At 74.0% G+C, this 13,478-nt stretch carries 8 protein-coding genes; 4 read left to right on the forward strand and 4 right to left on the reverse strand.

Annotated elements, in window-relative coordinates; all coding sequences use genetic code 11:
• Positions 1–127: 127 nt before the first annotated feature.
• From msrA to ACZ7FF_RS21760, 3 genes are all read right to left on the reverse strand, one after another.
• The gene (msrA, locus tag ACZ7FF_RS21750; protein WP_470813886.1) at positions 128–649 is read right to left on the reverse strand and encodes a peptide-methionine (S)-S-oxide reductase MsrA; all 522 of its coding nucleotides are present in this window, start codon (positions 647–649) and stop codon (positions 128–130) included.
• 133 nt (positions 650–782) lie between these two features.
• The gene (locus ACZ7FF_RS21755; protein ID WP_470813887.1) at positions 783–1,496 is read right to left on the reverse strand and encodes an LmeA family phospholipid-binding protein; all 714 of its coding nucleotides are present in this window, start codon (positions 1,494–1,496) and stop codon (positions 783–785) included.
• 36 nt (positions 1,497–1,532) lie between these two features.
• A complete protein-coding gene (locus ACZ7FF_RS21760) occupies positions 1,533–3,740 on the reverse strand; it encodes an MMPL family transporter (protein ID WP_470813888.1) in 2,208 nt (735 codons plus the stop codon).
• A gap of 176 nt (positions 3,741–3,916) precedes the next feature.
• Between ACZ7FF_RS21760 and ACZ7FF_RS21765 the strand changes: the two genes are divergently transcribed.
• The gene (locus ACZ7FF_RS21765) at positions 3,917–4,540 is read left to right on the forward strand and encodes a TetR/AcrR family transcriptional regulator (RefSeq protein WP_470813889.1); all 624 of its coding nucleotides are present in this window, start codon (positions 3,917–3,919) and stop codon (positions 4,538–4,540) included.
• Between the two features lie 69 nt (positions 4,541–4,609).
• Here ACZ7FF_RS21765 and ACZ7FF_RS21770 read toward each other — a convergent pair whose 3' ends face one another.
• Entirely contained in the window at positions 4,610–6,214 is a 1,605-nt protein-coding gene (locus ACZ7FF_RS21770) for a sigma-70 family RNA polymerase sigma factor (protein ID WP_470813890.1), read from the reverse strand.
• Between the two features lie 177 nt (positions 6,215–6,391).
• Between ACZ7FF_RS21770 and ACZ7FF_RS21775 the strand changes: the two genes are divergently transcribed.
• From ACZ7FF_RS21775 to ACZ7FF_RS21785, 3 genes are all read left to right on the forward strand, one after another.
• The gene (locus ACZ7FF_RS21775; RefSeq protein ID WP_470813891.1) at positions 6,392–8,824 is read left to right on the forward strand and encodes a SpoIIE family protein phosphatase; all 2,433 of its coding nucleotides are present in this window, start codon (positions 6,392–6,394) and stop codon (positions 8,822–8,824) included.
• Between the two features lie 196 nt (positions 8,825–9,020).
• Positions 9,021–10,724 (forward strand): carbohydrate binding domain-containing protein, encoded by a 1,704-nt coding sequence (locus tag ACZ7FF_RS21780; RefSeq protein WP_470813892.1) that lies wholly within the window; start codon positions 9,021–9,023, stop codon positions 10,722–10,724.
• 257 nt (positions 10,725–10,981) lie between these two features.
• Positions 10,982–13,243: an FUSC family protein gene (locus ACZ7FF_RS21785; protein WP_470813893.1), complete on the forward strand. Its 2,262-nt coding sequence runs from the start codon at positions 10,982–10,984 to the stop codon at positions 13,241–13,243.
• The last annotated feature ends 235 nt before the right edge of the window (positions 13,244–13,478 follow it).

Genomic DNA, 13,478 nt, shown 5'->3' on the forward strand with positions numbered 1-13,478 from the left:
TCCGGCCCCGGGCCGGGCACGCGAGCCCGAATGTGCCGTCTGAGCTGCGAGAAGGGCGGTAGCCGGGGCCCCAGGGCCCGGCTACCAGGTGGGAGCCGGGCCGGTGGACGTTCCCGAAGCGCGGGGCTCAGTCCGTCGTGGACGACGCGCGCCGCGGCAGCTTCCAGTTGGGCCGCGGGAAGTGGCAGGTGTAGCCGTCGGGGTAGCGCTCCAGGTAGTCCTGGTGCTCGGGCTCGGCCTCCCAGAAGTCGCCCACGGGCTCGACCTCCGTGACGACCTTGCCCGGCCACAGCCCGCTCGCCTCCACGTCCGCGATCGTGTCCAGGGCGACGCGGTGCTGCTCGTCGTCGGCGTAGTAGACGGCCGACCGGTAGCTGCGCCCGATGTCGTTGCCCTGGCGGTCCCTGGTGGTCGGGTCGTGGATCTGGAAGAAGAACTCCAGGATGTCGCGGTAGCTCGTGGCCGCCGGATCGAAGACGATCTCGATGGCCTCGGCGTGGTCGCCGTGGTCGCGGTAGGTGGCGTTCGGGGTGTCCCCGCCGCTGTAGCCGACGCGGGTGGACACCACGCCGGGCTGCTTGCGGATCAGATCCTGCATGCCCCAGAAACAACCGCCCGCGAGTACGGCCCGCTCGGTTCCCACTGTCATCGTCCGCTCCCTGACACTCCAGCCCGGCGCGGTCGTCGACGTGCCGGTCGCATGGTCACCCAGCCTAGTACCGTCCGCGAGCAGCCGACGAACGGCCGCCCGGGCCCCGGGGGTTCCGGGGCCCGGGCGGGGGTCAGGCCGCTCCGCCGCCCGCACCCGGCGTCGGCCCGGCGGCGATCGAGAAGGCGAGGACGAGACCGTCGCCGGCGGCGTGCGCCGAGGTCAGCGCGACGCCGTGGGGCAGTCCGGTGACGGCCACGGTCCGGGGCTTCAGCCGGTCCCGCAGCCCGGAGGCGGCGGGCAGGCCGTCGACCGCGACGCTGCGGCCGAGGACGCTCACCGTCGTCGGCGTGACGGTGAAGGCGTGCGCGGTCGTGGACACCCCGGCCCGCACGGTGACCGGCAGTCCCAGGCCGCCGACGGTCCCGACGAGGACCAGGTCGCCGTCCTGGCCTCCGGCGGTCAGGCCGTCGCCCGGTGCGCCGAGGCGCCGGGTCACCTGGTCGTACCCCACGGTGGCGGTCCCGGTGCCGCCCGCGCTGTCGCCGTTCGTCGTGACGTCCTTCAGGCGGACGTCCACGTCCATCACGGTGTGCTGTCGGTGTACGCCGTGGGCGCTCACCTCGACGTCGCCGACGTCTCCGCCGAGGGTGCGCAGGCCCGCGAGCGGCGTGGTGAGATCGGCGTGCACCGGGCCGTCGGGCCTCAGCCGTCGCGACGCCTGGGACACGACCCGCTCCTCGGTCCTGTGCTCGACCAGGAGGTCGGTCGCGCAGGCGAGGAGGGCCAGGGTCGCGGGGAGCGCGAGCAGGACGACGCGGGTCCTCGCGCGGCGGTTCGGTGTCATGGGGTCACTGCTCCGGATCGGTCGGCTCACGGGCGGTCAGGCGTGCAGGCGCGGGAGGACCCGGTCGAGCCGGCGGGGTAGCCACCAGTTCGCCGGGCCGATGAGGAACATGGCGGACGGCACGAGGATCAGGCGGACCACCGTGGCGTCGACGATCACGCTGATCGCCAGTCCCAGGGCGAGCATCTTCACGACCACGGTCGGCGAGGCGGTGAAGGACAGGAACACCGCGGTCATGATGAAGGCCGCCGCGGAGATCACCCGCGCCGTCGCGGACAGCCCCTCCCCCACGGCGAGCCGGTTGTCGCCGGTGCGGTGCCAGGCCTCGGCGATCCGGGACAGCAGGAAGATCTCGTAGTCCATGGACAGCCCGAAGACGATCGCGAACATCATCATCGGGACGTACGACTCGATGGGCACCGGCTCGGAGAGACCCAGCAGCCGGTCCCCCCAGCCCCACTGGAAGACCGCGACGAGCACGCCGTACGAGGCGGCCGTGGTGCAGAGGTTGAGGACGACGGCCTTGAGCGGGATCACCAGGCTGCGGAAGACCGTCATCAGCAGCAGGAAGGCGAGGACCAGGACGATGCCGATGACGATGGGCAGCCGCTCGCCGACCGTGTGGCGGAAGTCGGCCTGCCCCGCCACGCTGCCGGTGAGGTAGGCCTCGGCGCCGGTGCCGTGCAGGGCCTTCGGCAGGGTCCGTCCGGAGAGGGTGTCGATCAGGTCGCCGGTCGCGGCGTCCTGCGGTCCGGTGGTGGGGGTGACCGTGGTGACGAGGATCTTCCCGTCGGTGCTCGCCCGGACGGGCGTGAAGGCCGCGACGCCGTGGGTGGTCCGCAGGGCCGTGGTCACGTCGTCGGAGATCCGGTCGACGGGAGACCTCGCCCCGCTCACGTCGACGACGGTGACGACCGGGCCGTTCGCGCCCGCTCCGAAGCCCTGCCCGCCGGCGTGCGCGATCCAGTCGTACGCGGTGCGGGTGCTGCTGCCGGGCCGGTCGGCCCTGGCGTCGACGTGGCCGAGGCGCATCGACAGCAGCGGCACGGAGCACAGGGCGAGGACGGCGGTGCCGGCGGCCAGGAAGGTCCAGGGGCGCCGGGCGACGAGGTCCGCGTAGCGGTTGCGGCCGTCGCGCGCCGCGGTGCCCTCGGCGACCGGGCGGCGCAGCCGCAGCCGGTCGATGCGCCTGCCGACCAGCCCCAGGGCGGCCGGTACGAGGGTGAGGGCGGCCGCGGCGGTGACGACGACGGCGAGGGTGGCGGCGAGGCCGATCTTGCCGATGAAGGTGAGTCCGCAGGCGTAGAGGCTGAGCATGGCGACGGCCACGGTCAGGGCGGCGATGAGGACGGCGCGTCCGCTGGTGTGCGCCGTGCGGGCCGCGGCCTCGACCGGGTCGCGGCCGTCGATGAGGTCTTGGCGGAAGCGTGTCGTCAGGAACAGGGCGTAGTCGATGCCGACGCCCAGGCCGATCATTCCGGCGAGGGTGGTGGCGGAGGTCGCGAAGGAGATGGTGGCGGCGACGACGCCCACGACGCCGAGGCCGACCCCGACGCCGATCAGGGCGGTGGCCAGGGGCAGCAGCGCGGCGAGGATGCTGCCGAAGGCCAGCAGCAGGATGACGAGGGCGGTGACTACGCCGACGCCCTCGCTCAGCTTGTCGTCGGCGGGTGCGCGGACCACCTGCTCCAGGTCACCGCCGTAGGCGACGCCGAGCCCCGCCGCGCGGGCGGGCCCGGTCGCCCGGTCGAGCTGCCCGGTGTAGTCGTGGCCGAGGTTCTTCAACTGCTCGTCGAAGGAGACGGTGGTGTAGGCGGTGCGCCCGTCGGAGCTGGTCACGGGCGCGGAGGCGGCGGTGACGTGCGGCAGGGCGCGCAGGTCGGCCAGGGTGCGGTCGAGCGCGGACCGCTGGTCGGCGACGGCGCCGGAGTCGGTGTGGAACACCACCTTGCCGTTGGGCCGGCCCGCCTCGGGCATGGAGGTGGCCAGCAGGTCGGCGCCGGTGTGGGAGGCGGTGCCGGGCAGGCTGATCTGGTCGCTGAAGGTGGGCGCGGCGAGGTGCCGTCCGGCCAGCGCGGCGACGAGCACCAGCAGCCAGGCGGCGATCACCGCGGCCGGGTGCCGGGCGCAGAGGCCGCCGAGCCGGCCGAGTCCGCCGTGGACCGCGGCGGGGTCCGTCGGGGGTCGCTCGGCGGTGTGCGCCCCGGTCGGCGCTGGTGGGTGGGGCAGAGGTCGGGCCACCATGATCTCCAAGGAAAAGTGTCACGAGTGACACGAACTTTAGAGAAGAAGTGGCACGAATGACAATTGGCAGTCGTGCCAATTCGCGGATGCGACGACCCCGGGCAGGCGCACGGCGGCCCTCGGGTGACATGTGTGCCAATTGACAGTCGCGACGCGATGGCGGGAGGCTTCGGACCATGCCGAGTGAGATCGCCCCCGCCGGACTGCGTGAACGCAAGAAGGAGGAGACGCGGCGGCGCCTGCTGGAAGGGGCCGCGCGCCTGTTCAAGCAACGCGGCTTCGAGGCCACCACGGTCGCGGACATCGCCGCATACGCGAACGTCTCCGTGCGCACGTTCTTCCGCTACTTCGAGAGCAAGGAGGCGCTGCTGCTGCCGGACGGCGTCGAGATCTTCGCCTACGTCGAGAACGCCCTGTCCCGGCGTCCGGCCGACGAGGAGCCCCTGGACGCGGTCTGCAACGCCCTGCTGGAGGCGGCCGAGCCGTTCGCGGCCTCCACCCTGACCGCGCTCAGCCATCCGGTCCAGGACCTCGAGAACGTCGTCACGGCCCGGCTCGTCCAAGCCTTCTCCGACTTCGAGGAACGGCTCACCGTCCTCGTTCAGCGCAGGCTGCCCCCGGACGCGCCCGACGCCGACCTCACGGCCGCGGTGATCGCGTGCGCCGCGCTCTCCGCGGTGCGCGCCGTACTGCGGACCCGCCGGGCGCGCCGCGCCGCCGGTGTCACGGACACGGGCCCGGCACCCCTGCTGCGGGCCTTCGGCATCCTGCGCGGGATCGGCGCCCCCGATCGGCCGTGACGGCGGCCGGGGGCGCGGTGCCGGTCCGTCACGGCGCGGCGGTACGAATGCCCCGCCGCCGGGGCGGCCTCACAGCTTGGCGCCGAAGTCCTGGGTCCACCAGGGGCCGCCGGTGCCCTTGTGCACGCCCACGCCGATGTCCTTGAAGGAGCAGTTGAGGATGTTGGCGCGGTGGCCGGGGCTGTTCATCCAGGACTGCATCACGGACTGCGCGGTCTGCTGGCCCTGGGCGATGTTCTCGCCGTAGGTGGACCAGTGGTAGCCGGCGGCGGTGATCCGCTGACCGGGGTCGGCGCCGTCCGGGTTGGTGTGGTCGAAGAAGTGGCGTGCGGCCATGTCGTCGGAGTGGCCCTGGGCCGCCTTCTCCAGTTGCGCGTTCTCGGTGAGCGGACCGCAGCCGGCGGTCGCACGCTCCTTGTTCACCAGCGCGACCACCTGGTCGACCGTGCCGGACGGCACGGGCGCCGACTGCACGGTGGTGGCCGGCGCCGGTGCGGGCCGGGTGGCCGGTTTCTTCCTGGTCGGGCTCGGGGTGGGCTTCGGCTTCTTCGTCCGGGACGGCGAGGCGGAGGGGGAGGGAGACCGCGTGGCCGAGGGCGAGGTCGCCACGGTGCTGGGAGCGGAGAGGTCCACGACGGGGGCGCCCGCGGTCGCCGCGGCGCCGGTGCCACCACCGGTCCCCGAGTCCGTACCGAAGTACCAGAGGCCACCGCCCGCGACGCAGGCCGCGACGACGGCGCCGCCGACGGCCCGTCGCCGCAGGCGCCTGCGGCGACGCGACTCACCGCGCGTGCCGGCCCGGCCTCCGGCACCCTGCCCCGCTCCCCCGCGGCCCCCGGACGCGCCGATCCGGGTCGCCGAACCGGCCGGGACCATGCCGCCCGAGGCGGAACGCACGCTCGCGAGCAGCGCGGGTGCCGCCGCGACCAGCGCCAGACCGGCCAACAGCCCCTCCGCGGGCATCAGTCCGCTCCACAGCCCGGAGCAGCGGGCGCAGCCGCGAGCGTGCCGGGCTATTCGCTTGCGCCACAGCGCCGAGGGCCTGCCGTCCCAGGCGGCCAGCACGACCCGCAGCTCCTCGCACAGCGGCCGCGCTTCCAGCGCCCTCACCACGACCCTGGACGCCTCCAGCTGCGCCTTCATCCGCTGCACCCGCACCGCCGTGTGCTCGGGCGACAGGTCGAGGGCCGCGGCGACCTCGGCCCGGGTCAGCTCGCCGGCGCACTCCAGCCACCACAAGGAGAGCAGCCCCCGGTCGTCGGGCTCCAGCCAGCGCGTCGCGTGCGCGGTCTCCTGGCGCTGCCCCGCGAGCTGCAGCTGCACCACCGTCAGGTCGACGAAGTCGGCGCCCGGATCCGCCAGCTCCTCGGCTTCCTCCACCGTGCCCGGGGCGGACTGCCGGTCCTGCCAGTGCGTACGGACCTGGTTCATCGCGATCGCCACCAGCCAGGAGCGGAAGCGCTCCGGCGTGCGCAGCCCGCCCAGACCGTCGAGGGCACGCAACATGGTCTCCTGGACCACGTCGTCGACGTCCACCGAGCCGTTCAGAGCCCGCCCCACGATGTTGTAGACCAGCGGGAGGTAGGCGCTGACCAGGGCGTCCTGCGCCTGCGCGTCCCCCTCTCGGGCAGCGGTCACCAGTGCCACCGTGTCCACCCCGTGCTGTGTGCTCATCAGATGTTTCCCGTCCTCGACGCCGAACGATTCTGTCCGATGCCTGGGAGACCGCTCGGAGCGCCCCGGATAACAGCTATTCGCACACCGATTTCCGGGCGCCGTCCCTGGGAGCCGGGACCGGGGCCATGTGAGACCGTGGGGTGAGGACGCCTCCTCGCAGATGGGGCCGACGCCATGGCTCTGAGGGATCTGGCCGACGGGCACCCGGGTGATCCGTTCGGCATCACGGCCGCCGCCGTCGTGGTCGTGGACGGACACGGTCTGATCCGTTACTGGAACGAGCGGGCCGAGATCCTGCTCGGACATCCGGCGCCCGGTGTGCTGGGGCGGCCCGCGGCCTCCGTACTCGTCGGCGAGGACACGCTCGCGTCCGCGCTGTCCGCGGCGCAGCGCGTCGGGGAGGGCTGGGAGGGCCTGCTCACCGTGCGCCATCACGCGGGCCACCAGGTCGAGCTGGCCCTGCGGGCGTGTCCGCTGCACACGGAGGGGGACTCCGCCTGGCTCGTCGCGGCCTGCGAGGTCACCGCCGCGCGCCAGTGGGACCTCGAACAGGCGGTGATGCGCGGGCTCCTGGACGAGTCCCCGATCGGCATCGCCGTCCTCGACAACGAGATGCGGTTCCAGTGGGTGAACCAGGTGCTGGCCGCCATGGAGGGCCTGCCGCCCCACCTCGGCGCCCTCGGCCCGACGGCGCCCCCGGTGTCCGGGCAGGTGCCGCCCGCCGTGGACTGGCAGGCGCGTCAGGCGCTGATGTCCGGCCAGGTCACACCGGCCGTGGAACATGTGACGGCCCCCCAGGGCATGACCCGCCGCGGCACGCAGGGCCACCTCAGGCTCCGCTCGTCGTTTCCGCTCAGGGACGTCGAGGGCAAGACGCTCGGGGTGTGCCACACCGCCGTCGACTTCACCGCCGAGGACCGGGCACGCGAACGCCTCGCCCTGGTCAACGAGGCGGCGCAGCGCATAGGCACCACCCTGGACCTGGACCGCACGGTGCAGGAACTGGCCGAGGTGCTCGTGCCGCAGCTCGCCGACTTCGTCGCCATCGACCTCTTCCAGGGCGTGCTGGCGGCCAGGGACCTCACCCCCGGACCGGTCACCGGCGGCACGCTGCAGCGCGCGGCGCACCTGTCGGTCCGCGAGGAACTGCCGGAGGCGGTCATCCCCATCGGGGCGCCCAGCAGATACGCGCCCAAGTCGCCGCAGGAGCGCTGCCTGACGACCGGCCGCCCGATCCGCGACGCCGTCCTGTCGCCGGCGACCTGGTGGCTCGCCGGCGACGCGCAGCGGCTGGCCAAGACCGCCGGTCTCGGGGTGCACACCCACATGGTGGTGCCGCTGCGCGCGCGGGGCGTGACCATGGGAGTGCTCACGCTGCTGCGCTGGCAGAACCCCAACCCGTTCGACGAGGACGACCTGCTGCTGGTGGAGGAGCTGGTGGCGCGCGCCGCGGTGTGCGTCGACAACGCCCGGCGCTTCGTCCGTGAACACAACGCGGCCCTCGCCCTGCAGACCAGCCTCCTGCCTCCCGACCTGCCCCACCACTGCGCCGTCGACGTCGCCTACCGCTATCTGCCGGCGGACGCCGAGGCCGGGGTGGGCGGCGACTGGTTCGACGTCATCCCGCTGTCCGGGGCGCGCGTCGCCCTCGTCGTGGGCGACGTCGTGGGCCACGGCATCCACGCGGCCGCCAGCATGGGCCGGCTGCGCGCGGCCGTGCACACCCTGGCCGATCTGGACCTGCCGCCCGACGAGTTGCTCGCCCGGGTCGACGATCTCGTCCTGCGCCTGGCGGACGAGGCGGAGGCGGTCGCGGACGGCCCGGTGGTGATCGGCGCGACCTGTGTGTACGCCGTGTACGACCCCATCTCGCGCAAGCTCAGCGTGGCGCGCGCCGGGCACCCCACGCCCGCCCTCGCCCACCTCAGCGAGCCGGTGGAACTCCCCGAGATCCCCGCCGGGCCGCCGCTGGGACTCGGGGGGCTGCCGTTCGAGTCGGCGGAGTTCGACCTGGAGGAGGGCAGCGTCGTCGCGCTGTACACCGACGGACTCATCGAGGCCTCGGACCGCGACGTCGACATCGGCTTCGAGCGGCTGTGCTTCGCGCTCGCCCACCCCGACCGGCCGCTGGAGGAGATCTGCGACACGATGGTCCGGATCCTCCTGCCGGAGCACCCGCACGACGACGTCGCCTTCCTGATCGCCCGGACCCGCGCCCTCGCCCCGGACCGCGTGGCCTCCTGGGAGGTGCCCGCCGAACCGCGCGCGGTGCACGAGGCCCGGGAGAGGACCGAGCGGCAGTTGACGGCATGGGGCCTCGAGGACGTCGCCTTCACCACCGAGCTGATCGTGAGCGAGCTGATCACCAACGCCATCACGCACGCCAGCGGACCGATCGGCCTGCGGCTGATCCACGAACGGGCGCTCATCTGCGAGGTGTCGGACGCCAGCAACACCTCGCCGCACCTGCGCCGCGCCCACAGCACCGACGAGGGCGGCCGCGGTCTCTTCCTGGTGGCGCAGGTCGCCCAGCGCTGGGGCACCCGGTACACCCCGACGGGCAAGACGATCTGGACGGAGCAGCAGCTGCCGGGCGGCGGCCGCTGAGCAACCGGTCGCAGCGCTCCGGTCAACTTGAGCCTCGTCGGGGTGAGTTCACACAGCGCCCCGGGTGACTCCCCGTTGGTCTAGTCCTCTTGACGGCCGGGCGTGCGGGCTGTTTGGTATGTACCAATGTTCCGCCCCGCACGGCACCACCCCCACCACCCCACGCCCCAGAGGCATCCCCAGAAGGGGAAATGTCATGCACCTGGCAAGATTCACGGCTGCCGCCTGCGCGCTCGCGCTCGCCGGCACCGGAGCGGCCGTCGCGACGGCACCCGCCGCCGGCGCGGCGACCGGCGGCGTCTACTCAGTGGCCCCCTACGTCGACATGTCGAACGGGCAGGAAGGCCTGCTCGACACGGCCGTCACCGGACACCACCTCAAGGCCTACACCGCGGCCTTCGTGCTCGGCGAGGGCTGCACCCAGATCTGGGGCGACACCCTCCCCATCGGCAACGACTCCTACACCGACCCCGAGATCGCCAGGGCGAAGTCCGAGGGCGCCTCCGTCATCGTCTCCTCCGGTGGCGCGAGCGGCGAACCGCTCGCCTGGACCTGCACCACCCAGAGCAGCATCGACGCCGGATACCAGGCCATCATCGACGACTACGGCGTCAACCAGCTCGACTTCGACGTCGAGGGCGCCGCCGTCGCGGACACCGCCGCCGCGGCCCGTCAGATGCAGGCGATGAAGGACCTCAAGGCGGCCGACCCGGGCCTGCGGTTCTCCATGACCCTGCCGGTGCTGACCAGCGGGCTCACCAACGACGGCGTCAACATACTCAAGGCAGCCAAGAACGCGGGCATCAAGATCGACGTCGTCAACATCATGGCCATGGACTACTACGCGGGCACCGGCACCGAGATGGGCCAGGGCGCGGTCTCCGCCGCGAGGGCCACGCTGGCGCAGATGCAGTCCGTCGACCCCGGCTACACCTACGCCGACCTCGGGATCACCCCGATGATCGGCAAGAACGACGACGGTTCCACGTTCACCCTGGCCGACGCCCGGACCGTGGAGAGCTTCGCCGCGCAGAACGGTGTCGGGCGGCTGGCCTTCTGGTCGGTCAACCGGGACCAGCCGTGCAGCGGCAGCGCCAACTCCCTGCCCACGTGCAGCGAGATCAGCCAGAACAGCCTCGCGTTCACCGACGCCTTCGTGCCCTACGAGGGCGGCTCGGGCGGTGGCGGCGGCACGAGCAGCGACTTCTTGCTGTCGCTCGCCCCCGGCTCCGCCTCGGTCGCCCAGGGCGGCTCGACGACCGCGACCGTCTCCACGGCCGTCACCTCCGGCAGCGCCGAACCCGTCAGCCTCTCCGCCTCCGGCGCTCCCTCGGGGGTCGGCGTCTCCTTCAGCCCCGGCTCCGTCACCTCCGGCGCCGGCTCGACGCTGACGGCGACGGTCGGCTCGTCCGTGGCCGCGGGCACCTACCCCATCACCGTCACCGGCACGGGCGCGGGCGGCAACCACAGCGCGACCTACACCCTCACCGTCACGTCCGGCGGGGGCGGTGGTGGCGGGGGCCCACTGGGCAACGCCGGCTTCGAGACCGGCGGGCTCAGCCCCTGGACCTGCACGGGCGGCAGCTCGGTGGGCTCCGCCCCGGTCCACACCGGCGGCCACGCCCTCCAGGTCACCCCGGGCTCCAGCAGCACCGGTGAGTGCGACCAGACCGTCGCCCTGTCCCCCGATCACACCTACACGCTCAGCGGCTGGGTCCAGGGTCCGTACGCCTACATCGGGGTCAGCGGCGGCGCCACCGGCAGCACCTGGTCGAACGGCACGAACTGGAACCAGCTGTCGGTCACCTTCACCACCGGCGGCAGCGGAACCGTCACCGTCTACGTCCACGGCTGGTACGGCCAGGGCAGCGTCCAGGCCGACGACTTCACCCTGAGCTAGACCCGGGCCGCACCCCGAGCCGGGCCCGGCCGCTCCACCGCGCCCCGGGGCGCGCCTCCCCCACCTGCCGGCGGACGGGTCCCGTCCGCCGGCGGGCGCGCCGCCGCGGCACACCGGCCGGCACGGCCGTTCGGGCCGGGGCGGAGGCGTGCGCAGGTGCCGGGCGCGCGAGGATGCGTGAGTCTGTAAGGGTGTGCGGTGTTCCACCCGGTCGGATACCCGCGGCCTACGGCGCCGCGGGCCGCCGGGCGGTACATGTGACGCTGGTCGCCTCGGCGTGTTTCTTCTTCTTCCGCTACGGCCTCGGCTCACCCGTGGCGGCGACCTACGCCCTGTTCGCCGCCGTGGCTCTGGGCGGCCTGTCCAGGATCCCGGGAACCGGCCGGCAGCGCGCCGCGGTGGTGTTCCGGCTGGTGCCGGTGGGCTGGCTGCTCGTGGTCGTCGGCACCTTCCTGTCGGTGCGGACCTGGAGTGCCGTGCTCGGCATGCTGGTGGTCGGCTTCGCCCTGGCGTTCTCCGCCGTGGGCGGCCCGCGCCCGGCCGGAGCTGCTCCCGGGCTGCAGCTCCTCTACATCCTGCCGTCGTTCCCGCCGTACGACCCCGGCTCGCTCGACGCACGGCTGATCGGTACGACCACCGGGATGGTGCTGCTCGCCGCGGCCGAGGCGCTGATCCTGCCCGAGCCCGCCCCCTTGCCGTACCGGGAGCGGGCCGCCCGGGCCGCGACGACCGCGGCGCACTGCGCGACGCTCCTCGCCGCGCCCCCGTACGCCCTGACGGACACGGACATCCAGGCCGCCTTGGACACGGGCCGCAGGCTGCGCGCGCGGAACGTGCCGGAGGCGGACCGGCCGGCCGGTCCCGGCGTGCGGGACCGCGCCCTCGCCCACGCCGGTCTGGCCGCCCGCACCCTGATCGCCCGGCTGGCGCAGCTGCCGGGCGCGCCGGGCGACCCGCCGGGCACCGAGGTCCGCGCCGTGCTGCACGCGGTGGCGCGACTGGCCGCGGCGGCCGCGACCTGTCTGCGGACCGGGACGCCGCCCGTGGCGCAGTACGACGCGCTGGTCACGGCACGCGCGTCGCTGTCCGCGCTGTCCGCGGGCCGCGTCACGGCCGGGGCGTCCGCCTCGGACGGCACGTCCGTCACCGACGGCACGACGGTCACGGACGGCTCGGCCGTCACGGATGACACGTACGCCGGCGACGGGGCCGCCGCCGGGCCGGGCCTCCCGCCGTCCGAACTGCGTCGGCACGCGGCCGTGCTGGAGGTCTGCGACGCGGCTCTGGCCATGGGCGCGGCGGCCGATCTGGGGGTGCACGGGCGCCGGGCCTCGGTGCGGATGCCGCCGGGCCGCTTCTGGTACGCGGCGGCACCGGTTCTCGGCCGGTGGCGGACACCCACCGACACCGACCGCCGCTGGGTGTTCTTCTGGTACGCCACGGTCCCGGCGCCCGCGCTGTGGTGGCACCGGTTGCGCGGCCACGCCGAGCGCCGGTCGGTCTTCTTCCAGAACGCGGTGCGCCTGGCCCTGGCCCTGACGGCGGCCCGGCTCGTGGCCGGTGTGGACACGCTGCCCCACGGCTTCTGGGCCACGCTGGCGACGCTCACCCTCACCCGGACCACCGTGGACGAGACCTGGAGCACCGTCCGCCGGGCGCTCACCGGCACGCTCGCCGGTGCCCTGGTGACCGCCGGGATGCTGGCCTCCGTGGGGACCGACACCGCGGTCTACGTCGTCGTACTGCCGCTGTGGATGCTGTTCGCCTTCACCGTGGGACCGGTCAAGGGGGTCGGCTGGGCCCAGGGCCTGTTCACCGTGCTGGTGGCCCTGGTCTTCGCCCAGCTGGCGCCGCCGACGTGGCGGCTGGCGGAGGTGCGGATGCTGGACGTGCTGGTCGGCAGCGCGATCGGCGCGGTGTTCGGGCTGCTGGCCTGGCCCCGCGGAGCCCATGACGAGCTGCGTTTCGCGGCGGCGGAGCTGCTGCGCAGAGCGGCCGAGATCGTGGTGGCGACCAGCGCCTCGGTGGCGTGCAAGGGGCCGGTGCCCGCGCCGTCGGGCTCGCCCCGCCACGGCTCGCTGCGGCACGCGGTCATCCTCGCGGAGTCCGCGTACGTGCAGTTCCAGAGCGAGCCGACGCCGTTCGGCGGTCGCGGACGCGGGGCGACACTGCCGGACGTCGACTGGCAGGCGACGCTGATGACCGGCCACCACACCCTGTGGGGCTCCGACCGGCTGCTGGAGCCGCCCTGCACCGGCCTCGGGCCGGCGGCGGCCGAGTCGGTCGGCATGCTCGGGGACCGCGTCGCCGGGCGGATGCTGCTGGTCTCGGCGGCGCTGGACCCGGGCGGCGACACCCCGGCCGCACAGGTTCCCGTGATCGATCCGGCCCCCGCGGGGCTCACCGCCGAACCGGCAAACGCGCCGCGGCTGTACTACGCGACCGTGTTCTGGCTGGACTCGCTCATGGCCGACCTGGCCCGGATCGCGCACGGCGGACCGGCCCTGGGGCCCGAATGACCGACCGCCGCGCCCCGTCCCCGCCGCCGCCGGCGGTGCGCGCCGGGTGCCGGCGGGGACGGGGTAGTAGTGGAGTGACGGCCTGCCCGTCGCCCCGGCCCGGTCGTGGTGGGACCGGACGGAGGACCGGCTGCGGACACGGTGCCCGCGCCGGTGCGTCCTCTCGCCGCCGAACGCTCCGTGCCGCACCGTGGACGATCCGCCGGCCCCGGGGAAACCCGCCGCTCCCGTGTGC

Source organism: Streptomyces sp. NPDC037126, from assembly GCF_055605965.1.

What these genes read in the sequence shown, in the direction of transcription:
- ACZ7FF_RS21755 (WP_470813887.1), bottom strand. Translation starts at nt 1,496, where the DNA reads ATGACACCGAACCGCCGCGCGAGGACCCGCGTCGTCCTGCTCGCGCTC.
- ACZ7FF_RS21775 (WP_470813891.1), top strand. Translation starts at nt 6,392, where the DNA reads ATGGCTCTGAGGGATCTGGCCGACGGGCACCCGGGTGATCCGTTCGGC.
- ACZ7FF_RS21765 (WP_470813889.1), top strand. Translation starts at nt 3,917, where the DNA reads ATGCCGAGTGAGATCGCCCCCGCCGGACTGCGTGAACGCAAGAAGGAG.
- ACZ7FF_RS21760 (WP_470813888.1), bottom strand. Translation starts at nt 3,740, where the DNA reads ATGGTGGCCCGACCTCTGCCCCACCCACCAGCGCCGACCGGGGCGCAC.
- ACZ7FF_RS21780 (WP_470813892.1), top strand. Translation starts at nt 9,021, where the DNA reads ATGCACCTGGCAAGATTCACGGCTGCCGCCTGCGCGCTCGCGCTCGCC.
- msrA (WP_470813886.1), bottom strand. Translation starts at nt 649, where the DNA reads ATGACAGTGGGAACCGAGCGGGCCGTACTCGCGGGCGGTTGTTTCTGG.
- ACZ7FF_RS21770 (WP_470813890.1), bottom strand. Translation starts at nt 6,214, where the DNA reads ATGAGCACACAGCACGGGGTGGACACGGTGGCACTGGTGACCGCTGCC.